The organism is Burkholderia anthina (assembly GCF_902498995.1).
GTDB lineage: Bacteria > Pseudomonadota > Gammaproteobacteria > Burkholderiales > Burkholderiaceae > Burkholderia > Burkholderia anthina.
Genome location: NZ_CABVLY010000003.1, coordinates 15782 through 39601 on the forward strand (window position 1 = coordinate 15782; position 23820 = coordinate 39601).

The following is a 23820-nucleotide window of genomic DNA, read 5'->3' on the forward strand; positions in this document are numbered from 1 at the left end:
ACCGAGCGGATAGACGTTGCCGGCCGGATCCGAAGCCGGCCGCAGCCTGCCGGCCCCCGGTTTTTCTCCGGGCATTTCCACCCGATGCCCGTCGACATGCGCGGGCATCCGCGCATCGATGCGTGGCCGGGCGGATCCGCCGCCCGGCTCGTCCGGCGCTCAGCGTACGAGGCAGGGGCGCTTGTTGTTGAACGTCCACCCCGGAATCAGATACTGCATCGCCGCCGCGTCGTCGCGGGCGCCGAGCCCGTGCTGCTTGTACAGTTCGTGCGCGCGCGCGACCGCATCCATGTCGAGGTCGACGCCGAGGCCCGGCCGCTTCGGCACTTCCACCAGCCCGTTCTCGATCTTCAGCGGCTCGCGCGTGAGCCCTTCGCCGTCCTGCCAGATCCAGTGCGTATCGATCGCGGTGACCTGACCGGGCGCCGCGGCGGCGACGTGCGTGAACATCGCGAGCGACACGTCGAAGTGATTGTTCGAGTGCGAGCCCCACGTGAGACCCCAGTCGCGGCACATCTGCGCGACGCGCACCGAGCCCTGCATCGTCCAGAAGTGCGGATCGGCGAGCGGGATGTCGACGGCCTGCAGCTGCACGGCGTGGCCCATCTGCCGCCAGTCGGTCGCGATCATGTTGGTGGCCGTCGGCAGCCCGGTCGCGCGGCGGAATTCGGCCATCACTTCGCGGCCGGAGTAGCCGTTTTCCGCGCCGCACGGATCTTCCGCGTACGCGAGCACGTGGTGCAGGTCGCGGCACAGCCGAACGGCTTCGTCGAGCGACCACGCGCCGTTCGGATCGAGCGTCACACGGGCTTCCGGGAAGCGCTCCGCCAATGCCGTCACGGCCTCGACCTCGCGAGCGCCCTCGAACACGCCCCCCTTCAGCTTGAAGTCGTTGAACCCGTAGCGTGCATGCGCGGCTTCGGCGAGACGCACGACTTCCTCGGGCGTGAGCGCGGCTTCGTCGCGCACGCGCGTCCAGTCGTCGGTCGCGCCGCGGCCGTCGCGATAGGGCAGCGCGGTCCTGGTGCGATCGCCGACGTAGAACAGGTAGCCGAGCATTTCGACGTGCTCGCGCTGTTGCCCTTCGCCGAGCAGCGCGGCGACGGGCACGCCGAGGTGCTGGCCGAGCAGGTCGAGCAGCGCGGCCTCGAGCGCGGTGACCGCGTGGATCGTGGTGCGCAGGTCGAAGGTCTGCAGGCCGCGGCCGCTCGCGTCGCGGTCGGCAAAGGTGCGCCGTACCTCGTTGAGCACCGCATGGTAGTTGCCGACCGGCTGGCCGACCACGAGCGCGCGCGCATCGTCGAGCGTGCGGCGGATGCTTTCGCCGCCCGGCACCTCGCCGACGCCGGTTCGGCCCGCGCTGTCCTTCAGGATCACGAGGTTGCGGGTGAAGAACGGGCCGTGCGCGCCGCTCAGGTTGAGCAGCATGCTGTCGTGACCGGCGACGGGGATGGCTTGCAGGTCGACGATGCGCGGCGTGTCGTGGGAAGTCGAGGCGTTGACGGCGTTCATGGCGGCGATGGCGAAAGAGTGGGCGATGCCGTGCGGCAAAATCTTTGCCGCGCGCGGCGGGAGGTGCGATCATTCGACAACCGACATGCGCGGCGCGCAAGCCCCGCATGTCGACGGCAACCCGAAAGGGGGAGGGCGACCCGCTCGATGCCGGCGGCGCGGCCGATCGGAGCCAGGCGCGAATGCGCGCTTCGATCGACCGCGACACCGGGAGCCGGCAGACGCGCACGGGCGCGAATGCTGGCCGATCGTGAACACGGGATCCGGCTGGCGCTTGCGCCGGCCTGGGTCACAGGAGATCCGTGTCGCGATCATCAGTCGTCGGATGACTTGTGACGCAGTATAATGAATCATCGGCGTTCGCTCAAACCCCGCGTAAACCCTCGGCTCACATTACTACGATATTCAAAGGAACCGGCCTCATGTCCGTGCCCACGCTTCCCGCAGCGCCGCGCCGTCGCGCACGCAGCCTCGCACAAGATGTCGTCGATGCGCTGACCGCGCAGATCGAAAACGGCACGCTGCGCCCCGGTGACAAGCTGCCGACCGAGACCGAAGTCATGGCCGCGCAGGGCGTCAGCCGCACGGTCGTGCGCGAAGCCATCTCGCGGATGCAGGCGAGCTGCCTCATCGAGACGCGCCACGGCATCGGCAGCTTCGTGCTCGAGCCGTCGCGCCGCCAGACGCTCGGCATCGATCCCGCGACCATCACGACGCTGCGCGACGTGCTCGCGGTGCTGGAGCTGCGCATCAGTCTCGAAAGCGAATGCGCGAGCCTCGCCGCGCAGCGCGCGAACGACACCGACCTCGCCGCATTGCGGCGCGCGCTCGACGCGATCGCGTCGGGGGCGGGCGGCGGCCGCGACACGGCTCAGCTCGACTTCCAGTTCCATCTGCAGATCGCGCAGTCCACCGGCAACCGCTATTTCGTCGACATCATGACGCAGCTCGGCGCGTCGATCATTCCGCGCACGCGCGTGAATTCGGCGCGCTTCGCCGGCGACGATCTCGAGCGCTATGTCGGGCGGCTCAATCACGAGCACGAGGACATCTACGAGGCGATCGCGCGTCACGATCCGGAAGCCGCGCGTGCCGCGATGCGCACGCACCTGACCAACAGCCGCGAGCGGCTGCGCCGCGCACACGAAGCGGCCGAGGTGGAGCGCGACACGCAGGCCGGCTGACCCGCGGCCGGCAATGGCGACACGGCCTGCGGCGACGCTCGTGCGGCCGTGGTCGGCCGGCTGCGGCTGAGCATCTTCAACATCAGTTGTCATACAAGGTCGGTGCCACGTGCGCCGATCTTTCCGCATGCGTGTCGTGTCGTGCGTTCACGGCCCGCGTGCGCAGAGGGCCGGACGGCGTTCGCCGCCGCCGGCCCCGGTCACCCGGCGCGCCGGGTAGGCCCGATCAGCCCCCCTTCGTCACGATGGTCTTCCACGCGCCGTTCTTCACCTGATACAGCGTCGACATCCCGCTCTTCAGCGAGCCGTCGTTCGCGAACGAGATGCGGCCGGTGATGCCCTCGAAGTCGATCTTCTTCAGCGCCGGGCGGTAGACCTTCGGATCGGTCGAGTTGGCGGCCTGCATCGCCTTGATCGCGGCCCAGGTCGCGTCATAGCCGAACTGCGCGTACGACAGCACGTCGACGCCGAAGCGCTTCTTGAAACGCTGCTCGAAATCCTTGCCCTGCGGCAGTTCGTCGAGCGGACGCCCGTATTCCCACGCCATCGCGCCTTCGGCCGCCGGTCCGGCGATCTTGATGAACTCGTTGTCCTTCACGCCGCCGCCGCCGACGAATTGCGCGTTCAGCCCGAGCTGGCGCATCTGCTTGATGAAGTTCGCGGCGAGCGAATCGAGGCCGCCGAAGAAGATCAGGTCCGGACTCTTCCCCTTCAGGTTCGTGATCTGCGCGCGGAAGTCCACCGCCTGGTTGCTGGTGAACTCGCGGTCGATGATGTTGCCGCCCGCCGCCTTCACGGCCTTCTCGAACTCGTCGGCCTCGCCCTGGCCGAACGCGGTGCGGTCGTCGATGATCGCGATGCGTTTCGCCTTCGTCACGTCGACCGCGTATTTGCCCGCGTTGCCCGCGTTCTGCCCGTCGGTCGCGATCACCATGAACATGTTCGCGAGCCCGCGCGACGTGAGCGTCGGGTTGGTCGCGGCCGGGTCGATCACGGGGATGCCGGCCTTGTCGTAGACCACCGACGCCGGAATCGTCGTGCCCGAATTGAAGTGGCCGATCACCACCGACACGTTCTGGTCGACGAGCGCCTGCGCGGCCTGCACGCCGATGCGCGGATCGGCCTGGTCGTCCTGCACGACGAGGTTGAATTTCGCGGGCTTGCCGGCGATCGCCACCTTCTGCGCGACGGCGTCGTCGAGCGCGAGCTGCACGCCGTTCTGGAGATCCTTGCCGTAGCCGGCGTTCACGCCGGTGAGCGGCGCGGCGAAACCGACCTTCACGTCGGTCGTGTCGGCGGCCTGGGCGACTTGCTGCGAGAGGAGGGTAAGCGCGGATACGACCGACACCGACAGCAGGGAATGACGGAATTTCATGTTCTTTCCTCTTGTTCGACACCAGCGGGTGGGTACCGCACACATCCGGCGGGCCGGGCGCGTGCGACGGGCGGGCGGTTCGACCGCTTCTCTGAATCGGGCGGGGAGGTCGGCATGATGGATTCCCGGAAGAATCTCCCGTCAGGCTCCGTGAGGAACCCCGATCGCCTCGATATATAGGTCGCCGATATGCACGGGTCTTGGCAATTTACCGCGCATTCGCTGCGGATTTGCGCATAGCTTCCGCGCGTGCGCGGGCGGCCGGTATCGGGAGTTTCCCGTCACGAACGGACGGGAAGGGCCGTGCGGGCGGGCGGCGCGGCCACCCGGGGCCGCGCCGCATCCGTGCCGTCGTCAGTCGGACAGGGCGTCCGACGCTGCTTCAATGTCGTCGTGCGACGCGTTCGTGCGGATCAGCGGGTCGCTCGTGCTCGGGCGGCCGGTCTCGACATGGCCCGCGAAGCGGCGCACGAAGCCGAGCAGCCGGCCGTCGCTGACCGTCAGGTCGTACCAGCCGTGGCTGCCGCGCAGATCCCAGTAGTCGTCGATCTGTGCGCCCGGCGCGAGGTTGAAGGTGCGCGCGCCGCCGTGACCGTACGCGTTCGTCACCTTGAGCCGGACGGCCTTGTGGCCGCGGTTCATCAGGCGCAGCGTGACGTTGCCGTTCGCGACGTCGTAGCCGTAGATCACCTCCGGGTTCACGCTCGCGCTGCCGACGCCGGTCGCGAACGGGCCGCGGAAATGGCAGTAGAAGCCGTTCGGGCCGTACACGTCGAGGTCGTACAGGCCGAGCGACGCCGCGGCGCTCCACGTGTCGTCGATCCGCTTGCCGGCTTCGACCGTGTACGTCCACGGGCCGTCGAGGCGGTTGCGCGACTGCACCTGGAACGACGCGCCTGCGCGGCCCGTGTTCGCGAAGGTCAGCCGGAACTGGCCGTTCGCGGCTTCGACGCGGCCGTGCACGAACAGCTCGTACGGCAGCGCGCGCGCCGGCCGCAGCCCGGCCTCCTGTTTCGGCAGCTTCTGCAGCACCGGCGGCACCGGGATGTAGTCGGGGTGGCGTGCGCGGTCGGGCGGCGCATAGCCGGTCGTGTCGGGCAGCGTCGGCCATGCGGCGTCGGACGTCGCGAAGTCGAATGCGGCCGTCAGGTCGCCGCACACCGCGCGGCGCCACGGCGACACGTTCGCGGCCGTGACCGGATACTGCGCGCCGAACCGTGCCTCGATGAATTGCAGCAGCGACGTGTGATCGAACGTCTGCGAGCAGACCCAGCCGCCCTTGGTCCACGGCGACACGACGAGCATCGGTACGCGCGGCCCGAGCCCGTACGGGCCGGCCATGTGCGTTGCGTCGCCGGCAAACACCTCGTTGGTGGTCGCGACCGTCGACAGCCCGTTGTCGCGCGATTGCGGCGCGAACGGCGGCGGCACGTGGTCGAAGAAACCGTCGTTCTCGTCGTAGGTGATGAAGAGCGCGGTCTTGCTCCACACGTCCGGGTTCGACACGAGCACCTGCAGCACCTGCTCGATGTACCACGCGCCGTAGTTCGCCGGCCAGTTCGGGTGCTCCGAGTACGCTTCCGGCGCGCAGATCCACGATACCTGCGGCAGCGTGCCGTTCTTCACGTCCTGCTGCAGCACGTCGAACAGCGTGCCGCCGGCGCTGATGTTGGTGCCGGTGCGCGCCTTGTCGTACAGCGGCGTGCCGGGCAGCGCATTGCGGTACTGGTTGAAGTACAGCAGCGAGTTGTCGCCGTAGTTGCCGATGTACGGATTCTGCGTCCAGCCCCACGAGCCGTTCGCGTCGAGCCCGGTGCCGACGTCCTGGTAGATCTTCCACGACACGCCGGCCTGTTCGAGCACTTCCGGATAGGTCGTCCAGCCGTAGCCCTTTTCCTCGTTGCCGAGCACCGGGCCGCCGCCCGTGCCGTCGTTGCCGACATAGCCGGTCCACATGTAGTAGCGGTTCGGGTCGGTCGAGCTCGGGATCGCGCAGTGGTACGCGTCGCAGATCGTGAACGCGTCGGCGAGCTGGTAGTGGAACGGGATGTCGTCGCGCTTCAGGTACGCCATCGTCGTGGTGCCCTTGTTCGGCACCCACTGGTCGTAGCGGCCCTTGTTCCAGGCGGCGTGCATGTCCTGCCAGCCGTGCGGCAGGTCCTGCAGGAACTGCAGGCCGAGCTTGTCCGCGCCCGGATGGAACGGCAGGAGTTCGGCCGGGCCGACCGGCTGATGGAACACCGACTTGCCGGTCGCGAGACGCAGCGGGCGCGGGTCGCCGAAGCCGCGGACACCGCGCATCGTGCCGAAGTAATGGTCGAACGAGCGATTCTCCTGCATCAGGATCACGATGTGTTCGATGTCGCGGATCGTGCCGGTACGGCGGTTCGCGGGAATGGCGAGCGCATCGCGGATCACGGGCGGGAACAGGTTCAGCGCGGCAGCGCCGGCAGTGCCGGCGGCGACGCGCAGGAAGTCACGACGGTTCGATCGGGTCATGGTCGTTATCGTGCGGTAAAGGAGGGAGCCGATTGGCGGAACATGCGAAGAATGTGAGCGCGTCCGGGGCGCAGGATGCGGCTGCGCTGGTCGTGCCGCCGCGAGCATAGCGAGGATTCGGTGTCATTCATGTGAAGTCCGGAAACGTTTGCATGCGCGGTCCGGGCGAGCCTCGGCCGGCGTTGCGCCGACGAGCGTGCGTGAGAAGGGGCGGTGGTGGAGCGGCGGGGCGGCGCGCATCGCACGCCGGTGAAACGAGTGAAACGGACGCGTCAGGCGTCGGTCACCCACGCGCCGAACCATTCGCTCGGGCGCGCGATTTCATCCTGCGCGGCGACGAGTTCGAGCTCGTAGCGGCGCGCGTCGTAGGTCGCCTTCACGACCGCATGCACGGCTGCCAGCGTGTGCTCGAATGCGGCGCGCACCGAGTCGCCGCGCAGCCGGCGCGCGACGAAGATCGCACTGGTGAGGTCGCCGACGCCGACCGGATGCCGCGGAAACGCATACAGCGGACGCTGGCCGATCCACGCTTCGGTTTCGGTGACGGCGAGCATGTTGAAGCGGTCGGCCGGGCTGTTGCGGTCGTGCAGGTGCTTGACGAGGATGATCTTCGGGCCGCGGCGGATCAGCGCGCGGCACGCGTCGACGGCTTCCGCGACGGTCTCGATGCGCCGCCCGGCGAGCTTCTGCAGTTCGGTGTGGTTCGGCGACATGCCGTCGGCGAGCGCCGGCATTTCCTGGACGATGAACTCCTCGACGCCGGGCTCGGGCCGGATGCCGCCCGTCTGGCCCATCGCCGGATCGCAGAAGTACCACGCATTCGGGTTCATCGTCTTCACGGTGCGCACGATCTCGACCGTTGCGCGCGCCTGCGCCGGCGAGCCGACGAAGCCGGACAGCACCGCGTCGCAGCGCTTGAGCGCGCCGATCGCGGCGACGCCGTCGACGAGCTGTTCCATCTTCGCGGCGTCGATCGCGCTGCCGGCCCAGTGGCCGTACTGCATGTGATTCGACAGCTGGACGGTGTTGAGCGGCCAGACGTTGACGCCGAGGCGCTGCATCGGGAACACGGCCGCGCTGTTGCCGGCGTGTCCGTAGATGACGTGCGACTGAATGCTGAGGACGTTTTTCATGGGTATTCGCCTGCACGCGTTTCAGGGGTCACGTCACACGATACCCGAGTTCATCGCGCGCGCGGAAGTCGCGCGGCCATCGAGTGTTGCGCGCCGTCGTCAACCGACCGCGTAGAATCGCGGGGCGGCGGAGCCGTCCGGCTGCCCGCGTGCATTTCCCTTTACCCCGTGATCGCCATGCTTTCGATTTGCAAGATGTTGTCCCTTGTCCGCGCGGCCGTGCTCGGCGCGGGTGTCGCCGCCGCGTGCGCGCCGGCCTTCGCGGCCACCGTCCCGGCGAGCGCCGGCAACGACGGGCCCGTATACGGCCCGCGCCTGGAAGGCTTCACGTATCCGGAGCCGGTGCACCGCTACGCGTTCGTGTCGCAGCGCGAAACCCTCGAGATGATGTACATGGACGTGCAGCCGGCCCATCCGAACGGCCGCACCGTCGTGTTGCTGCACGGGAAGAACTTCTGCGCGGGGACCTGGGAAGACACGATCGGCGTGTTGAGCCGCGCCGGCTATCGCGTGGTCGCGCCGGACCAGATCGGCTTCTGCAAGTCGTCGAAGCCCGATCGCTACCAGTACAGCTTCCAGCAGCTCGCGCACAACACGCATGCGCTGCTCGAGTCGATCGGCGTGAAATCGGCGACGATCGTCGGTCATTCGACGGGCGGAATGCTCGCGATGCGCTATGCGCTGATGTATCCGAAGGCGACCGACCAGCTCGTGCTGGTGAACCCGATCGGCCTGGAGGACTGGAAGGCGCTCGGCGTGCCGCCGCTGTCGGTCGACTACTGGTATGCGCGCGAACTGAAGACGACGGCGGACGGCATCCGCCGCTACGAGCAGTCGACCTATTACGCGGGCAAGTGGTCGCCGTCGTACGAGCGCTGGGTGCAGATGCTCGCCGGCATGTATCGCGGCCCGGGCCGCGACGCGGTCGCGTGGAATTCCGCGCTGATCTACGACATGATCCTCACGCAGCCGGTGGTCTACGAACTCGGCGCGATTCGCGTGCCGACACTGCTGCTGATCGGCGACAAGGACACGACCGCGATCGGCAAGGACGTCGCGCCGCCCGACGTGCACGCGAAGCTCGGCCATTACCCGGAACTCGCGAAGCGCACGCAGGCGGCGATCCCCGGCGCGCAGCTCGTCGAATTCCCGGCGCTCGGGCACGCGCCGCAGATCCAGGATCCGGACGCGTTCCACAAGGCGCTGCTCGACGGGCTGGAGGCGGTGCGCCCGCAGTGACGCGACGGCGCGCGCGCCGGCCGGTCAGCGGGTTTCGCTCGCGAGTTCGTCGCGGATCTGCGCGGCCAGCTCGAACGAGCGCACGCGCGCCGCGTGATCGAAGATCTGCGCGGTGATGATCAGCTCGTCCGCGCCCGTCTGCGCGATCCGGTCGCGCAGCTTGTCGCGCACCGTGTCGCGCGAGCCGACGGCCGCGAACGACAGCGCATGCGCGACGTTCGCGAGTTCGAACTCGCTCGCCTCGAGCACGTCGACGGGCGGCGGCAGCTTGCCGGGCGTGCCGCGGCGCAGGTTGATGAACTGCTGCTGCAGCGACGTGAACAGGCGCCGCGCCTCGTCGTCGGTGTCGGCCGCGAACACGTTGACCCCGACCATCGCATGCGGCTTCGGCCACGCGGCCGACGGCCGGTATTGCGCGCGATAGAGTTCGAGCGCGCGCATCAGGTAGTCGGGCGCGAAGTGCGACGCGAACGCGAACGGCAGCCCCAGCATCGCGGCAAGCTGCGCGCTGAAGAGGCTCGAGCCCAGCAGCCACACGGGCACCTCGAGCCCCGCGCCGGGCACCGCGCGCACGCGCTGGCCGGACACCGGCTCGGCAAAGTAGCGCTGCAGCTCGGTGACGTCGTCCGGAAACGAGTCGGCGCTGCCGATCAGGTCGCGGCGCAGCGCGCGCGACGTCGTCTGGTCGGTGCCGGGCGCGCGGCCGAGGCCGAGGTCGATGCGTCCCGGATACAGCGACGCGAGCGTCCCGAACTGCTCGGCGATCACGAGCGGCGCGTGGTTCGGCAGCATGATCCCGCCCGAGCCGACGCGGATCGTCTTCGTGGCGCCGGCGACGTGGCCGATCACGACCGCGGTCGCCGCGCTGGCGATGCCGGGCATGTTGTGATGCTCGGCCAGCCAGTAGCGCTGATAGCCGAGGCGCTCCGCGTGCTGCGCGAGATCGACGGTGTTGCGGAAAGCCTGTGCGGCATCGGCGCCGTCGGGAATGGGGGCAAGATCGAGTACGGAAAACGGAGTCATCGGGTGGCCTTCGAAAGGGAGGGGCGCAGTGATGCGCGTGCGCAACAGATGTCGACGATTTTGCCAAAGGGTTCCGGAACGCGCTGGCGCCGCGCGGATACCCATGCGCCTTTCAGGGGCGCAAGGCGGATTGATATGATCGTTGCAAAAATCGATCTAATCTCCAAATAATTACCAATCTTTACGGCGATTGGACATGTCTTCGCATCGACGTACAAATTTGCACGAATCGTTTGATTTCAAAGGCTGCAATACGCCTGCAAAGCGCTTACGCTAATGTGAGCGTGGCGGTGCCGGAGGGTTCGATCGGCAGCGCAGCTTTGCGGGAATCGCACCAGTCCGTTTCGCGCGGTGCCCAAGCGCGGGGTGGTGCGGGCTGCTAAAATCCGCCGCCTGTCCATGTTGTGCCGACGCTGCCATTCGAGTCTTCCCGTATCCCGTCCGCGCTTGGCGCGTCGATGCGCCACGTGAAACCGGGCATGGCCGCTTTCGGGGAATGGGTGTGCCACCCCAATACATTGACGCTGCCGGAACAAGGAGTCGGGTCGTGCCCGCGTTCGTTGCTGTCGGAATACACAATCACGTTCAATCAGGTTCGATCGACTGCCATGGCGCCCGGGTCGGCGGGAGGCGTCGCGCATGACGCCGACCGTCACACTGCTCGACTGGCTCCTCGTCGTGTCTGTGCTGGCCGCGGCCGGCTACGCGCTCCTCGCGGCGTTCGCGCCGGGGCCGCGCACGCCGCGCACCGCCGCGCGCGACGGTTTCGAGCCCGTCAGCGTGCTCAAGCCGCTGTGCGGCGCGGAGCCGCACCTGTACGAGAACCTCGCGACGTTCTGCGAACAGCGCCATCCGCGTCATGAAGTGCTGTTCGGCGTCGCGTTGGCAGCCGATCCGGCCATCGCGGTCGTCGAGCGGCTGCGGGCGGACTATCCGGAATGCGACATCACGCTCGTGATCGACGCGCGCGTGCACGGCAAGAACCTGAAGGTCAGCAACCTGATCAATCTCGCCGAGCGCGCGAAGTACGACCGCATCGTGATCGCGGACAGCGACATCGCGGTGAAGCCGGACTACCTCGAACGCGTGACGGCGCCGCTCGCCGATGCGTCCGTCGGCGTCGTCACGTGCCTGTATCATGCGCGCAGCGTCGGCGGGTTCTGGACGCGCATCGGCGCGCAGTTCGTCGACGCGTGGTTCGCGCCGTCGGTGCGGATTACGTACCTCGGCCGCTCCAGCCGCTTCGGTTTCGGCGCGACGCTCGCGCTCACGCGCGACACGCTCGAGCGGATCGGCGGTTTTCTCGCGCTGAAGGACGAGCTGGCCGACGATTTCTGGCTCGCCGAGCTGCCGCGCCGCCTCGGGCGGCGCACCGTGCTGTCGGAGGTCGACGTCGCGACCGACGTGATCGAGCCGTCGTTCGGGCCGCTCTGGCACCGCGAGACGCGCTGGCTGCGCACGATCCGTTCGCTGAACCCGGGCGGCTTCGCGTTCCTGTTCATCACGTTTACCGCGCCGTGGCTCGCGATCGGCGCGGCGCTCGCGCTGCGGCTCGACGGCACCTTCGCCGGCACGCTGGCCGGCGGGGCGGCCGTCGTGGGCGCGTTCGGGCGGCTCGTGCTGCACGCGCGCGGCGAGGATGGCTGGCGCGCGTTCTGGCGCGACCTGCCGCTCGTTGCGGTGCGCGACACGCTGCTCGCGCTCGAATGGCTCGCGGCCGTGTTCGGCACGCACGTCGTGTGGCGCGGCGCGAGGATGACGGTCGTCGGCGGCGAGCGCGCGACGGCAGCGGTGGAAGGCGGCGACGGCCGCTGACGCATGTCGGCGGCGCAAGACATCCGGGAGCAGCGGCGAACCCGCTGCCGACCGAATCCGGCCCGAGGGCCGAGACGCACCGCGCGGCCACGCCGCGCGGCGCGACATGACAGGGCAGCGGGCGCCGGCAGGGCGGCCCGCGGGTGATTGACTGAATCGTTGAAACGAATCGAACTATGCAGGCTACCGGAGCATTCATGAAAACGCTGTTCTTGCAGGCCCCTTCTTATGACGGCTTCGACGGCGGAGCCGGTTCGCGCTACCAGGCGAAGCGCGAAATCCGTTCCTTCTGGTATCCGACGTGGCTTGCGCAGCCGGCCGCGCTCGTGCCGGGCAGCCGCGTCGTCGACGCGCCGGCCGACGGCCTGTCGGTCGAAGAGACGCTGAAGATCGCGAACGACTACGACCTCGTGATCATCCACACGAGCACGCCGTCGTTTCCGACCGATGCGATGTTCGCGCAGGATCTCAAGAAGATGAAGCCGTCGCTGCTGGTCGGCATGGTGGGCGCGAAGGTGATGGTCGATCCGCACAATTCGCTCACGGCGAGCGAGGCAATCGACTTCGTGTGCCGCGAGGAATTCGACTTCACGTGCAAGGAAATCGCCGAGGGCATGCCGTTCCCGCAGATCAAGGGCTTGAGCTGGCGCGCGAAGGACGGCTCGATCGAGCACAACGAAGCGCGGCCGATCCTCGAGAACATGGACGAACTGCCGTTCGTCGCGCCCGTCTACAAGCGCGACCTGAAGATCGACAACTACTTCATCGGCTACCTGAACTATCCGTACGTGTCAATCTACACGGGCCGCGGCTGCAAGTCGCGCTGCACCTTCTGCCTGTGGCCGCAGACGGTCAGCGGCCATCGCTACCGCACGCGCTCGGTCGAGAACGTGCTCGCGGAAGCGAAGTGGATCCGCGACAACATGCCGGAAGTGAAGGAACTGATGTTCGACGACGACACCTTCACCGACGACCTGCCGCGCGCCGAAGCCATCGCCATCGGCCTGGGCAAGCTCGGCATGACGTGGTCGTGCAACGCGAAGGCGAACGTGCCGTACAAGACGCTGAAGGTCATGAAGGAAAACGGCCTGCGCCTGCTGCTGGTCGGCTTCGAATCCGGCGACGACCAGATCCTCGTGAACATCAAGAAGGGCGTGCGCACCGATTTCGCGCGCCGCTTCAGCGCGGACTGCAAGAAGCTCGGCATCAAGATCCACGGCACCTTCATCCTCGGCCTGCCGGGCGAGACGCAGGAAACCATCAAGAAGACGATCGAATACGCGAAGGAAATCAATCCGCACACGATCCAGGTGTCGCTCGCCGCGCCGTATCCGGGCACGACGCTGTACAAGCAGGCCGTCGAGAACGGCTGGATGGAAGAGAACAAGACCATCAACCTGGTGAGCAAGGAAGGCGTGCAGCTCGCGGCGATCGGCTATGCGCACCTGTCGCGCGACGAGATCTATCACCACCTCGAGCAGTTCTATCGCCAGTTCTACTTCCGTCCGTCGAAGATCTGGGAAATCGTTCGCGAGATGCTGACGAGCTGGGACATGATGAAGCGCCGTCTGCGCGAAGGTGTCGAGTTCTTCCGCTTCCTGCGCGCGCACGAGGCCTGATTCGTGACGACGCAGCGGGCAGCGCGGGCGCTGATCTTCACCGCGGACGATTTCGGGCTGCACCCGCGCGTGAACGCGGCGGTCGAGCGCGCGCATCGCGACGGCGTGCTGAACGCCGCGAGCCTGATGGTCGGCGCGCCGGCCGCGCAGGATGCGATCGACCGCGCGCGGCGGCTGCCGTCGCTCGCGGTCGGCCTGCATCTGGTGCTCGCGGACGGCCCGGCCACGCTGCCCGCGCATGAAATACCCGCGCTCGTCGGCCCCGACGGGCGGTTCGGCGATGCGATGGCGAAGGACGGCTGTCGCTTCTTCTTTCTGCCGCACGTGCGTGCGCAGCTGCGCCGCGAAATCCGCGCGCAGTTCGACGCGTTCGCGGCGAGCGGCCTGCCGCTCGACCACGTGAACGCGCACAAGCATTTCCACCTGCATCCGACCGTGCTGTCGATGATCATCGAGATCGGCCGCGACTACGGGCTGCGCGCGGTGCGCTTGCCGTACGAAACGAGCGCGCCCGCGCTGCTCAAGCCGTGGATCGCGCTCGTGCGCGCGCGGCTCGACCGCGCCGGGCTCGCGCACAACGACTACGTGGTCGGGATCGAACATACGGGCGCGATGGACGAAGCCGTGCTGCTCGACGCGCTCGCATCGCTGCCGCCGGGTGTCGGCGAGATCTACTGCCATCCGGCCGAGGCCGGCGACGGCCCGATCACGCCGACGATGGCCGCTTACCGTCCGGTCGACGAGCTGGACGCGCTGCTGTCGCCGCGCGTCACGGCCGCGCTGAAGGCGGCCGGCGTCGTGACCGGCGGGTTTGCGGACGTGTTCGGCCAGGCAGCCGCGCACCGCGGCGCGCGGACGTCGCGCGAACCGGGAGCGCAGCCGTCATGACCAAGTGGATCAAATGGCTCGGCTGGCCGATCGGCGTCGGGATCCTGCTCGCGCTGGGGCTGCGCGAGGGCATCGGCGACGTGTCGCGGATGCTCGGGCACGCGGGTTACGCGCTGCTGTGGCTCGTGCCGTTTCACGCGCTGCCGCTGCTGCTCGACGCGTACGCGTGGCATCAGCTGCTCGATCGTCGCGCGTCGCTGTCGTTCCTGTGGTGGATCGCGACCGTGCGCGAGGCCGTGAACCGGCTGCTGCCCGTGGTCGGGATCGGCGGCGAGCTGGTCGGGATCCGGATGGCGCGCTGGCAGGTGCCCGACGCGAGCCGCGTGACCGCGTCGGTGATCGTCGAGGTGCTGGTGACGATCGTCGTCCAGTATGCGTTCGCCGCGCTCGGCCTCGTGCTGCTGCTGGCGACCACGCACGACATGGGCGGCGACACGATCGGCCTCGCGCTGCTGCTCACGTTGCCGCTGCCGGTGCTCGGCGTCGTGCTGATGCGTCGCGGCGGCGTGTTCCATGCGATCGAGCGGTTCGCGGGGCGTTTGCTCGGCGATTCGCACCGGTTGCTGCAGGGCGTCGACGGCCGGCGGCTCGATGGCGACATCGACGCGCTGATGTCGCGCACGGGCCTGCTGTTCAGCGCATTCTTCTGGCAGCTGGCCGGCTACGTGCTCGGCTCGCTCGAAATCTACTGGGCGCTCGCGCTGCTCGGTCATCCGGTGTCGATCGGCGGCGCCATCGCGATCGAGGCGATGACGCAGGCCGTGCGGCATGCGGCGTTCATGGTACCGGGCGGCCTCGGCGTGCAGGAGGCGACCGTCGTGCTGCTCGCGCAGATGTTCGGCGTCGACCGCGAAGCGGCGCTGTCGCTCGCGCTGGTCAAGCGCGGTCGCGAGGTGCTGTTCGGCTGCCTCGCGCTCGGTTCGTGGCAGCTTGCCGAACTCGTGCGTGCGCGCCGCAGCATCGGGGCGCTGGCGGCGTCGCCGCGCACCCCGCAGCCGGCGGCCCGCGAGGCCGAGGTCCGGACCGAAACGACGCATTGAACGCGAGACGAGCCGCGCGGTCCGTCTCGCACTTTTGGCGTGGCGCGGGTATCCTTGCCGCGTGTTTTCTCGACGCGCATTTCTTCCGATGATTTTCCGTTTCCGGCTGCTTCCCGTGACGATGCTGGCCGCCGCGCTGGCGCTGACCGGTTGCGACGACAAGCAAGGCAATCTCGACGTGCAACGCATCAGGGATTTTTTCAACGCGATCAAGCCGGCGCCGCTGCTGCTGAAGGGGCTGAAGGCCGGCGTATCGACCGAAGAGGACGTGCGCGGCACGATGGGCAAGCCCGAGACCGAGCGTGTATTCACGGACGGCTCGAAGCGCCTCGAATATCCGCGCGGCCCGATGGGCAACCAGACCTGGTTCGTCGACCTCGACGCGAGCGGGCACTACTTGGGCGCGACGCAGGTGCTGACCGCCGAGAACTTCGCGAAGGTGCGCCCCGGGATGAACGAGGACGAGGTGCGGCGCCTGCTCGGCAAGCCGGGCGACATCGCGCAGTATCCGCTGAAGCCCGAGACGGTGTGGAGCTGGCGCTGGCTCGAGGACGGCGTCAACACCGATGCATTCTTCAACGTCCATTTCGGCCCGGACGGGCTTGTCTATACGACTTCGCGCTCCGACATCCTGAAGGGGCGGTGAGCCCGCCTGCGGCGCTATATCGAAAAAGCGACCGGAAAATTGCAAAAAACCCGCTTCCCTGCGTGTCATCCGACTGTCAGGAAGCGGGTTTTTTCCTTTTGAAACAGCGGCATAGCCCGCGCTTGCAAATGACGGGATGAATTGCTGCGACGCAGCAATCGCGCGTACGGTGATTTGAGGCAATCAATTTCGCTTGCGACTATCCGCGTCAGCCCGGCGCGGGAGAGGTATGCGTGCCGGTGTCCATATCAACACTGGAGACGCGCGTGTTCCTTTACGGCTTTGGTCCCGTCCTATGGGCCGGCACCGTGCAGACCATCGAGCTGTCGGTGCTGTCGCTCGCCGCTGCGGTGGCGCTGGGGCTGATCGGCGCGGTGGCGAAGCTGTCGCATAACCGGGTGGTGCGAGCGATCGCGACCGGTTATACGACGCTGATCCGCTCGGTACCCGATCTCGTCCTGATGCTGCTGTTGTTCTACAGCATTCAGATCTGGCTGAACCAGTTCACCGACCTCGTCGGCTGGGACCAGATCGACATCGATCCGTTCGTCGCCGGCGTGCTGACGCTTGGCTTCATCTACGGCGCGTACTTCACCGAGACGTTCCGCGGTGCGTTTCTGTCCGTGCCGCGCGGCCAGCTCGAGGCGGGCGCGGCTTACGGGATGAGCGGGATGCGCGTGTTCGTGCGGATCATGTTTCCGCAGATGATGCGCTTCGCGCTGCCGGGCATCGGCAACAACTGGCAGGTGCTCGTGAAGGCGACCGCGCTGGTGTCGATCATCGGCCTCGCGGACGTCGTGAAGGCTGCGCAGGACGCCGGCAAGAGCACGTTCAACATGTTCTTCTTCATCCTCATCGCGGCGCTGATCTACCTCGCGATCACCACCGTTTCCAACCTCGTGCTGATCCAGCTCGAGAAGCGTTACTCCATGGGCGTGCGGCACGCAGAACTATGATCGAGATCCTCCAGGAATTCGGCCAGGCGTTCCTTTACTGGGACGGTCAGCGCCTCTCCGGCCTTGCGGTGACGCTGTGGCTGCTCGTCGCGTCGATTTCGCTCGGCTTCGTGTGTGCGGTGCCGCTCGCGGTCGCGCGCGTCTCGAAGAAGAAGTGGGTGTCGATGCCGGTGCGCTTCTACACGTACGTGTTCCGCGGCACGCCGCTCTACGTGCAGCTGCTGCTGATGTACACCGGCATGTACAGCCTCGAGTTCGTGCGCTCGCACTCGTTGCTCGACGCGTTCTTCCGCAGCGGTTTCAACTGCGCGATTCTCGCGTTCGCGCTGAACACCTGTGCGTACACGACCGAGATCTTCGCCGGCGCGATTCGTGCGATTCCGCACGGAGAGGTCGAGGCGGCGCGTGCCTACGGGATGTCGCCGTTCACGATGTATCGCCGCGTGATCCTGCCGTCGGCGCTGCGCCGTGCGCTGCCGCTGTACAGCAACGAGGTGATCCTGATGCTGCACGCGACCACCGTCGCGTTCACGGCGACCGTGCCCGACATTCTGAAGGTCGCGCGTGACGCCAATTCCGCGACCTACATGGCGTTCCAGTCGTTCGGGATCGCCGCGCTGATCTATCTTGCGGTATCGTTCGCACTCGTCGCGGCATTTCGCCGGGCGGAGCGCCACTGGCTCGCGTATCTCGCGGCCGGCCGTCATTGATTTCACTTCGAGGAGAGCCAGTTGGCCGAGATCACTCAAACGAGCGCGTCCGCTTCCACCAAGCTTGCCGCGGTCGACATTCACAAGCGCTATGGCGATAACGAAGTGCTCAAGGGCGTGTCGCTGAATGCGAAGGCCGGCGACGTCATCAGCATCATCGGCGCGAGCGGGTCGGGCAAGAGCACGTTCCTGCGCTGCATCAATTTTCTCGAACGGCCGAATGCGGGGCAGATCGTCGTGGACGGCGAGACCGTGCGCACGAAAGCCGACCGTGCCGGTGCGCTGGAGGTTGCCGATCACAAGCAGTTGCAGCGCATCCGCACGAAGCTCGCGATGGTGTTCCAGCACTTCAACTTGTGGGCGCACATGAACGTGCTCGAGAACGTGATGGAAGCGCCGGTGCACGTGCTTGGCATTGCGAAGAAGGAAGCCGAGGAGCGTGCGCGCGAGTACCTGGAGAAGGTCGGTTTGCCGCCGCGCGTCGAGAAGCAGTATCCGTCGCATCTGTCGGGCGGTCAGCAGCAGCGTGTCGCGATTGCGCGTGCGCTGGCGATGCATCCCGACGTGATGCTGTTCGACGAGCCGACGTCGGCGCTCGATCCCGAACTGGTCGGCGAAGTGCTGAAGGTGATGCAGAAGCTCGCCGAGGAAGGCCGCACGATGATCGTCGTCACGCACGAGATGGGCTTCGCGCGCAACGTGTCGAATCACGTGATGTTCCTGCATCAGGGGCGGACCGAGGAAGAGGGCGATCCGAAGGAGGTGCTGGTGCGTCCGCAGAGCGAGCGTCTGAAGCAGTTCCTGTCGGGTAGTCTCAAGTAACGCGAAGGGCGGGTGTCATACGTGGTACCGGTGTCTCGTCCCGCAGGCGCCACCCGCACGACGCAGGTGGCGATCGTTGCATTGCCGCCCGTGTCGATGTCGGGTGTGGGTCCGATCGTCGATGCGTTGAATCTCGCGAACGAGATCGACGGGCGCTTGCTGTATCGCTGGCAGGTGTGTTCGTGGGACGGGCGGCCGGTGCCGCTCGCCGGCGGTGCGCAGTGGCATGCCGATGCGGCGTTCAACGATGCGATCGCGTGCGACTGGCTGATCGTCGTGTCGGAGCGGTTTCAGCAGTTTGCCGATTACCGTTTGTTTCTCGCGAGTCTCGCGCGGGTCGGGCAGCGCACGCCCGTCGTGACCGGGATTCACCACGGCGTGTGGTGGCTCGCGATGGCCGGGCAGCTTTCCGGGTATCGCGTGAGCGTGAACTGGGAGACGTATCAGCAGTTCGCCGAGCAGTTCGAACGCTCGATCGTCACGCAGCAGATCTTCGAGATCGATCGCGATCGGGCGACCTGTGCCGGTGGGCAAGCCACCGTGGACTTCATGCTGGCCATGATTGGCCGGGAGCATGGCGTTGATCTCGCGGAGCGGATTGCCGACGCGCTTGGCGCCGGCACGCTGCGCAGCGGCGAGGAGCGGCAGCGGATTCCTTTTGTCACCGCGCCCGGTGAGCGGCATCCCCGGTTGAATGATGCTTTGCTTTTGATGGAAGCCAATATCGAGGATCCCTTGACGACCGATGAGATCGCCGGGCTCGTTGGCGTTTCACGCCGGCAGCTCGAGAGGCTCTTTCGGCAGTATCTCGGGGCGATGCCCTCCAAGTATTACCTCAACCTCCGATTGCTCAAGGCACGGACTCAACTGCAGCGAACCAGCAAGTCAGTGGTTCAGGTGAGTCTTGCTTGCGGGTTTTCTTCTGCTGCGCATTTTTCTAATGCCTATCGCGAGCGGTTTGGCGTCACGCCTCGGGAAGATCGGCGGGCCTGGCTCGAGAAGCAGACGGGCGGTGGCAGCGAGCCTCGCGGTGGGGCGCTCGTCGAGCGCGGGAAAGATTGACGCTCGGGGTGGCAGTGCGCTTGGGTTTTTCGTGAAGCACCTGTGATCGTGTCGGTCTATTAGCGTCGCCCCTGCGCGGGGCGGCGGTTACTTTTCTTTGTCTTGCCAAAGAAAAGTAACCAAAAGAAAGGCGCTGTGAGAACGCAAGACTTCCCGGTGCCGTAGCCACCGGAGTGGCCCTCGCCTAAGTGTCCGCGCCAGTCAGGAACCCGGAGTGGTTCGAGCAATGGTTCTGACACCTCTCACCACCCTACGGAGCGGTATACCGCCCGCCAGCTCCGTCCTCGCTTCGCTCGGCCGACAGGTTCACCCGTCCGCGCCCCTCTTGACGCGATCGCTATCGGTCGATTGTTTTACGCAATCGTAATTGACCACGCATGCATCCAATAAATGGATCGGTATCCTCTGCGATCATGGGCATAGGGCAATGGTGCGTGGGCGCATGAATTGCGACGGAAGTACCTTGCGGCCGAGCGTAGCGAGGATGGAGCTGGCGGGCGGTATACCGCTCTGCTGGGTAGGGGAAGGTGTCAGAACCATTGCTCGAACCACTCCGGGTTCCTGGCTGGCGCGGACACTTAGGCGAGGGCCACTCCGGTGGCTACGGCACCGGGAAGTCATGCGTTCTCACAGCGCCTTTCTTTTGGTTACTTTTCTTTGGCAAGACAAAGAAAAGTAACCGCCGCCCCGCGCAGGGGCGACGCTAATAGACCGACACGATCACAGGTGCTTCACGAAAAAGCAGGCGACCCCCAAAAATCGCTTAAATACCGGCCCCCCCAAAGCCCCACCCCCGCCGGGAGGGCAAAATAGACCGAAGAAACCGCTTCCGATAGAACCCGTCGCAATTCCGCAAGACGCTTGCGTCACCCTTACCTAAACTTGATCCTGTTGAACCCTCTTACGAAACCGAAAGGAACGACCATGACGACCTCGACCGTGACCCGCCAGACATTCGACGAAGTGATGGTGCCGGTATTCTCACCCGCGCCGTTCGTGCCGGACCGTGCAGAGGGCTCCCGCGTGTGGGACACCGCCGGCCGCGAATACGTGGATTTCGCCTGCGGCATCGCGGTGACGTCGCTGGGCCACGGCCACCCGGAACTGCTGAAGGTCCTGGACGAACAAGGCCGCAAGCTCTGGCACATCGGCAACGGCTACACGAACGAGCCGGTGCTGCGCCTCGCCAAACGCCTCGAATCGCTGACCTTCGCCGACCGCGCATTCTTCGCGAACTCGGGCGCGGAAGCGAACGAAGCCGCACTGAAGCTGGCACGCCGCGTCGCGTTCGACCGCCACGGCGCCGATAAATACGAAATCGTGTCGTTCGTGCAGTCGTTCCACGGCCGCACGTTCTTCACGGTCAGCGTCGGCGGCCAGCCGAAGTACTCGGAAGGCTTCGGTCCGGTGCCGGCCGGCATCAAGCACCTGTCGTTCAACGACATCGAAGCCGCGAAAGCCGCAATCGGCCCGCAAACCTGCGCGGTGATCGTCGAGCCGGTGCAGGGCGAAGGCGGCGTGATCCCGGCCGATCCGGCGTTCCTGAAGGCACTGCGCGAAGCATGCGACGCCAACGGCGCACTGCTGATTTTCGACGAAGTGCAAACGGGCGTCGGCCGCACGGGCCAGTTCTACGCATACATGGACACGGGCGTTACGCCGGACATCCTGACGACCGCGAAGGCACTCGGCAACGGCTTCCCGATCGGCGCGATGCTGACGACGAACGAACTGGCCGCCCACTTCAAGGTCGGCGTGCACGGCACGACGTACGGCGGCAACCCGCTCGCATCGGCCATTGCCGACAAGGTCGTCGAACTGATCGGCGACCCGGCACTGCTCGAAGGCGTGCGCGAACGCAGCGTGCGGCTGAAAGGCGCGCTCGAACGCATCAATGCACGCTTCGGCATCTTCAAGGACATCCGCGGCAAGGGCCTGCTGGTCGGCGCGGAACTCACCGCCGCATTCGACGGCCGCGCGAAGGACTTCGTCACCGCAGCGGCAGAGAACGGCCTGATCATGCTGATCGCCGGCCCGAACGTGCTGCGCTTCGTCCCGTCGCTCGTGATTCCGCTCGACCTGCTCGACGAAGGCATGAAGCGCTTCGAGAAGGCGGTCGAACAGGTGCTCGCAGCCCAGGAAGCCACCGCGCGCTGATCGCGCACCCACCGCAGAACAGGAACGACGATGCTATTTGTTCGCCCCGGCAAACTCACGGATCTCGATGCGCTCGCGCACATGGCGCGCACCGCGCAGCCGGTCCTGCACTCGCTGCCGCACGACCGCGCGGCGCTCGAAGCGCGTGTGGCGCTCTCCGAGGATTCGTTTCGCGCGGACGTCGACTTCGCCGGCGAAGAGTTCTATCTCTTCGTGCTCGAGGATTCGTCGACGGGCAAGCTGCTCGGCACGGCGAGCATCGTGGCCGCGGCCGGCTACTCGGAACCGTTCTACGCGTTCCGCAACGACGCACTGATCCACGCGTCGCGCGAGCTGCACGTGAACCGCAAGATCCACGCGCTCACGATGTCGCACGAGCTGACCGGCAAGAGCCGGCTGGCGGGCTTCTACGTCGATCCGTCGCTGCGCGGCGACGCGGCCGCGCACCTGATCTCGCGTGCGCGGATGATGTATATCGCCGCGAACCGCCGCCGCTTCACGCCGGAAGTGTTCACGCTGCTGCTCGGCGTGAGCGACAACACGGGCGCATCGCCGTTCTGGGAAGCGGTGGGCCGCAAGTTCTTCGGCCGCGACTTCACCGATGTCGACATCGCATCGGGCGGCCGCAGCCGCACATTCATCGCGGAAGTGATGCCCGCGTATCCGCTCTACGTGCCGCTGTTGCCGGAAGCCGCGCAGCGCGTGCTCGGCGAGCCGAACGAAACGGCGCTGCTCGCGTACGACATCCACCTCGAGGAAGGCTTCGAGCCGGACCGCTTCGTCGACATCTTCGACGCGGGCCCGGTGCTGACCGCACAGGTCGACCGCACGTCGTGCGTGAAGCACGGCGCGGAGCGCACGGTGCGCGAAGCCGCGCATCAGCAGGGCGACGTGGCGTACCTGGTGTCGACCGGCAGCGGCGAATCGTTCCGCTGCGTGCTGGCCGACCTGCCGGGCGATACGGCTGACGCGCGGGGCGCCCATGCGCCGCTGGCCGGCGACGTGCGCGCGGCACTCGATGTCAAGGATGGCGATGTCGTGCGCTGCGTGCCGCTGCACCGCCGCGACGATGAAGATTTGAAGGGAGACGCAGCATGATCGTCGTTCGGGTCGTACAAACGGGCGACGTCGACGCGCTCGTGTCGCTCGCGAAGGAAACCGGGCCGGGCCTGACCACGTTCAAGCCCGACCGCGACGCGCTCGCCGCGCGCATCGAACGCTCGCGGCGCACGCTCGAAGGCAACGCGGCGGCGGGCGAAGCCGGCTACTTCTTCGTGATGGAAGAGTCGACGACGGGCGACATCGCGGGCGTGTGCGGGATCGAGACGCAGGTCGGCCTCGAACAGCCGTTCTACAACTATCGCGTGAGCACGGTCGTGCACGCGAGCCAGGAGCTCGGCGTGTGGACGCGGATGTCCGCGCTGAACATCTCGCACGACCTGACGGGCTACGCGGAAGTGTGCTCGCTGTTCCTGAGCCCGCGCTATCGCACGGGCGGCGTCGGCGGCCTGCTGTCGCGCTCGCGCTTCATGTTCATCGCGCAGTTCCGCGACCGCTTCCCGGAACGCATCTGCGCGGAACTGCGCGGCCACTTTGACGAAGACGGCACGTCGCCGTTCTGGCGCGCAGTCGGTTCGCACTTCTACCAGATCGATTTCAATGCAGCGGACTACCTGAGCTCGCACGGCCGCAAGTCGTTCCTCGCGGAACTGATGCCGCGCTATCCGGTGTACGTGGACCTGCTGCCGCAGGACGCGCAGGACGCGGTCGGCCTCACGCACCGCGACACGCTGCCGGCGCGCAAGATGCTCGAAGCGGAAGGGCTGCGCTACCAGAACCACGTCGACATCTTCGACGCGGGCCCGGTGCTCGAATGCCACGTCAACGACCTGCGCACGGTGCGCGAGAGCGTCGTCGTGCCGGTCGCGATCGGCGTGCCGGACGCGGAGGACGCGCAGGGCGGCCATCCGCCGAAGTCGCTCGTGTCGAACACGTCGCTGGACGATTTCCGTGTCGGCGTCGCGCCGGGCGTGGTCGCGAACGGTTCGTTCGTGCTGTCGGCCGACGATGCCGTCGCGCTCGACGTGAAGGCCGGCGATCCGGTCCGCGTGCTGCCGCTCAAAGTCAAACAGGGATAAAC

19 protein-coding genes are annotated in these 23820 nt (G+C 66.9%); 14 read left to right on the forward strand and 5 right to left on the reverse strand.

Annotation, left to right across the window (positions count from 1 at the left end; genetic code table 11):
• Positions 1-159: 159 nt before the first annotated feature.
• Complete coding sequence (gene gudD / locus BME24068_RS05265) at positions 160-1512, reverse strand: glucarate dehydratase (RefSeq protein ID WP_174925384.1); 1353 nt, start codon at positions 1510-1512, stop codon at positions 160-162.
• A 422-nt stretch (positions 1513-1934) separates the two neighbouring features.
• Between gudD and BME24068_RS05270 the strand changes: the two genes are divergently transcribed.
• Positions 1935-2696 carry a FadR/GntR family transcriptional regulator gene (locus tag BME24068_RS05270; protein WP_096507495.1) on the forward strand — a complete coding sequence of 254 codons (762 nt, stop codon included), beginning with the start codon at positions 1935-1937 and terminating at the stop codon, positions 2694-2696.
• Positions 2697-2922: 226 nt separating this feature from the next.
• Here BME24068_RS05270 and BME24068_RS05275 read toward each other — a convergent pair whose 3' ends face one another.
• The 3 genes from BME24068_RS05275 to pdxY all read right to left on the reverse strand — a co-directional run bounded on the left by BME24068_RS05275 (position 2923) and on the right by pdxY (position 7703).
• Positions 2923-4071, reverse strand: a complete 1149-nt coding sequence (locus BME24068_RS05275) for a branched-chain amino acid ABC transporter substrate-binding protein (protein ID WP_174925385.1) — start codon at positions 4069-4071, stop codon at positions 2923-2925.
• 354 nt (positions 4072-4425) lie between these two features.
• A complete protein-coding gene (locus BME24068_RS05280; protein ID WP_174925386.1) occupies positions 4426-6570 on the reverse strand; it encodes a phosphocholine-specific phospholipase C in 2145 nt (714 codons plus the stop codon).
• 272 nt (positions 6571-6842) lie between these two features.
• Positions 6843-7703 carry a pyridoxal kinase PdxY gene (gene pdxY / locus BME24068_RS05285; RefSeq protein ID WP_096507492.1) on the reverse strand — a complete coding sequence of 287 codons (861 nt, stop codon included), beginning with the start codon at positions 7701-7703 and terminating at the stop codon, positions 6843-6845.
• A 177-nt stretch (positions 7704-7880) separates the two neighbouring features.
• Here pdxY and BME24068_RS05290 point away from each other — a divergent pair, with 177 nt between their 5' ends.
• Positions 7881-8942 carry an alpha/beta fold hydrolase gene (locus BME24068_RS05290; RefSeq protein ID WP_174925387.1) on the forward strand — a complete coding sequence of 354 codons (1062 nt, stop codon included), beginning with the start codon at positions 7881-7883 and terminating at the stop codon, positions 8940-8942.
• 24 nt (positions 8943-8966) lie between these two features.
• Here the strand turns inward: BME24068_RS05290 and BME24068_RS05295 are convergent, their stop codons facing one another.
• On the reverse strand, positions 8967-9965 hold the full coding sequence (locus tag BME24068_RS05295) for an LLM class flavin-dependent oxidoreductase (RefSeq protein WP_174925388.1): 999 nt from the start codon (positions 9963-9965) through the stop codon (positions 8967-8969).
• A gap of 639 nt (positions 9966-10604) precedes the next feature.
• Here BME24068_RS05295 and hpnI point away from each other — a divergent pair.
• The 12 genes from hpnI (at position 10605) to astA (ending at position 23818) form a co-directional block, all read left to right on the forward strand.
• Positions 10605-11780, forward strand: a complete 1176-nt coding sequence (gene hpnI, locus BME24068_RS05300) for a bacteriohopanetetrol glucosamine biosynthesis glycosyltransferase HpnI (RefSeq protein ID WP_174925389.1) — start codon at positions 10605-10607, stop codon at positions 11778-11780.
• A gap of 176 nt (positions 11781-11956) precedes the next feature.
• Positions 11957-13399: a hopanoid biosynthesis associated radical SAM protein HpnJ gene (gene hpnJ, locus BME24068_RS05305; RefSeq protein WP_319002646.1), complete on the forward strand. Its 1443-nt coding sequence runs from the start codon at positions 11957-11959 to the stop codon at positions 13397-13399.
• A 3-nt stretch (positions 13400-13402) separates the two neighbouring features.
• Entirely contained in the window at positions 13403-14287 is an 885-nt protein-coding gene (hpnK, locus tag BME24068_RS05310) for a hopanoid biosynthesis-associated protein HpnK (protein ID WP_174925391.1), read from the forward strand.
• Positions 14284-15327, forward strand: a complete 1044-nt coding sequence (locus BME24068_RS05315; RefSeq protein ID WP_174925392.1) for a lysylphosphatidylglycerol synthase domain-containing protein — start codon at positions 14284-14286, stop codon at positions 15325-15327. Before hpnK ends, BME24068_RS05315 begins: the two co-directional genes overlap by 4 nt.
• Positions 15328-15415: 88 nt before the next feature.
• Positions 15416-15973 (forward strand): hypothetical protein, encoded by a 558-nt coding sequence (locus BME24068_RS05320; RefSeq protein ID WP_096507486.1) that lies wholly within the window; start codon positions 15416-15418, stop codon positions 15971-15973.
• Between the two features lie 266 nt (positions 15974-16239).
• Entirely contained in the window at positions 16240-16929 is a 690-nt protein-coding gene (locus tag BME24068_RS05325; RefSeq protein ID WP_057927803.1) for an ABC transporter permease, read from the forward strand.
• Positions 16926-17639 carry an ABC transporter permease gene (locus tag BME24068_RS05330; RefSeq protein ID WP_014897604.1) on the forward strand — a complete coding sequence of 238 codons (714 nt, stop codon included), beginning with the start codon at positions 16926-16928 and terminating at the stop codon, positions 17637-17639. The genes BME24068_RS05325 and BME24068_RS05330 overlap by 4 nt, the downstream gene beginning before the upstream one ends.
• Before the next feature lie 21 nt (positions 17640-17660).
• Complete coding sequence (locus tag BME24068_RS05335) at positions 17661-18461, forward strand: ABC transporter ATP-binding protein (RefSeq protein ID WP_096507485.1); 801 nt, start codon at positions 17661-17663, stop codon at positions 18459-18461.
• Between the two features lie 21 nt (positions 18462-18482).
• Positions 18483-19523 carry a GlxA family transcriptional regulator gene (locus BME24068_RS05340; protein ID WP_124829109.1) on the forward strand — a complete coding sequence of 347 codons (1041 nt, stop codon included), beginning with the start codon at positions 18483-18485 and terminating at the stop codon, positions 19521-19523.
• 924 nt (positions 19524-20447) lie between these two features.
• Positions 20448-21680, forward strand: a complete 1233-nt coding sequence (locus BME24068_RS05345; RefSeq protein WP_174925393.1) for an aspartate aminotransferase family protein — start codon at positions 20448-20450, stop codon at positions 21678-21680.
• A 30-nt stretch (positions 21681-21710) separates the two neighbouring features.
• Positions 21711-22778 carry an arginine/ornithine succinyltransferase subunit alpha gene (gene aruF, locus BME24068_RS05350; protein WP_096507483.1) on the forward strand — a complete coding sequence of 356 codons (1068 nt, stop codon included), beginning with the start codon at positions 21711-21713 and terminating at the stop codon, positions 22776-22778.
• Positions 22775-23818, forward strand: a complete 1044-nt coding sequence (gene astA / locus BME24068_RS05355) for an arginine N-succinyltransferase (protein WP_174925394.1) — start codon at positions 22775-22777, stop codon at positions 23816-23818. Before aruF ends, astA begins: the two co-directional genes overlap by 4 nt.
• The last annotated feature ends 2 nt before the right edge of the window (positions 23819-23820 follow it).

Excerpts from the sequence above, each read along its gene's own strand:
- gudD (WP_174925384.1), bottom strand. The coding sequence starts at position 1,512 with ATGAACGCCGTCAACGCCTCGACTTCCCACGACACGCCGCGCATCGTC.
- BME24068_RS05270 (WP_096507495.1), top strand. The coding sequence starts at position 1,935 with ATGTCCGTGCCCACGCTTCCCGCAGCGCCGCGCCGTCGCGCACGCAGC.
- BME24068_RS05275 (WP_174925385.1), bottom strand. The coding sequence starts at position 4,071 with ATGAAATTCCGTCATTCCCTGCTGTCGGTGTCGGTCGTATCCGCGCTT.
- BME24068_RS05280 (WP_174925386.1), bottom strand. The coding sequence starts at position 6,570 with ATGACCCGATCGAACCGTCGTGACTTCCTGCGCGTCGCCGCCGGCACT.
- pdxY (WP_096507492.1), bottom strand. The coding sequence starts at position 7,703 with ATGAAAAACGTCCTCAGCATTCAGTCGCACGTCATCTACGGACACGCC.
- BME24068_RS05290 (WP_174925387.1), top strand. The coding sequence starts at position 7,881 with ATGCTTTCGATTTGCAAGATGTTGTCCCTTGTCCGCGCGGCCGTGCTC.
- BME24068_RS05295 (WP_174925388.1), bottom strand. The coding sequence starts at position 9,965 with ATGACTCCGTTTTCCGTACTCGATCTTGCCCCCATTCCCGACGGCGCC.
- hpnI (WP_174925389.1), top strand. The coding sequence starts at position 10,605 with ATGACGCCGACCGTCACACTGCTCGACTGGCTCCTCGTCGTGTCTGTG.
- hpnJ (WP_319002646.1), top strand. The coding sequence starts at position 11,957 with ATGCAGGCTACCGGAGCATTCATGAAAACGCTGTTCTTGCAGGCCCCT.
- BME24068_RS05315 (WP_174925392.1), top strand. The coding sequence starts at position 14,284 with ATGACCAAGTGGATCAAATGGCTCGGCTGGCCGATCGGCGTCGGGATC.
- BME24068_RS05320 (WP_096507486.1), top strand. The coding sequence starts at position 15,416 with ATGATTTTCCGTTTCCGGCTGCTTCCCGTGACGATGCTGGCCGCCGCG.
- BME24068_RS05330 (WP_014897604.1), top strand. The coding sequence starts at position 16,926 with ATGATCGAGATCCTCCAGGAATTCGGCCAGGCGTTCCTTTACTGGGAC.
- BME24068_RS05345 (WP_174925393.1), top strand. The coding sequence starts at position 20,448 with ATGACGACCTCGACCGTGACCCGCCAGACATTCGACGAAGTGATGGTG.
- aruF (WP_096507483.1), top strand. The coding sequence starts at position 21,711 with ATGCTATTTGTTCGCCCCGGCAAACTCACGGATCTCGATGCGCTCGCG.
- astA (WP_174925394.1), top strand. The coding sequence starts at position 22,775 with ATGATCGTCGTTCGGGTCGTACAAACGGGCGACGTCGACGCGCTCGTG.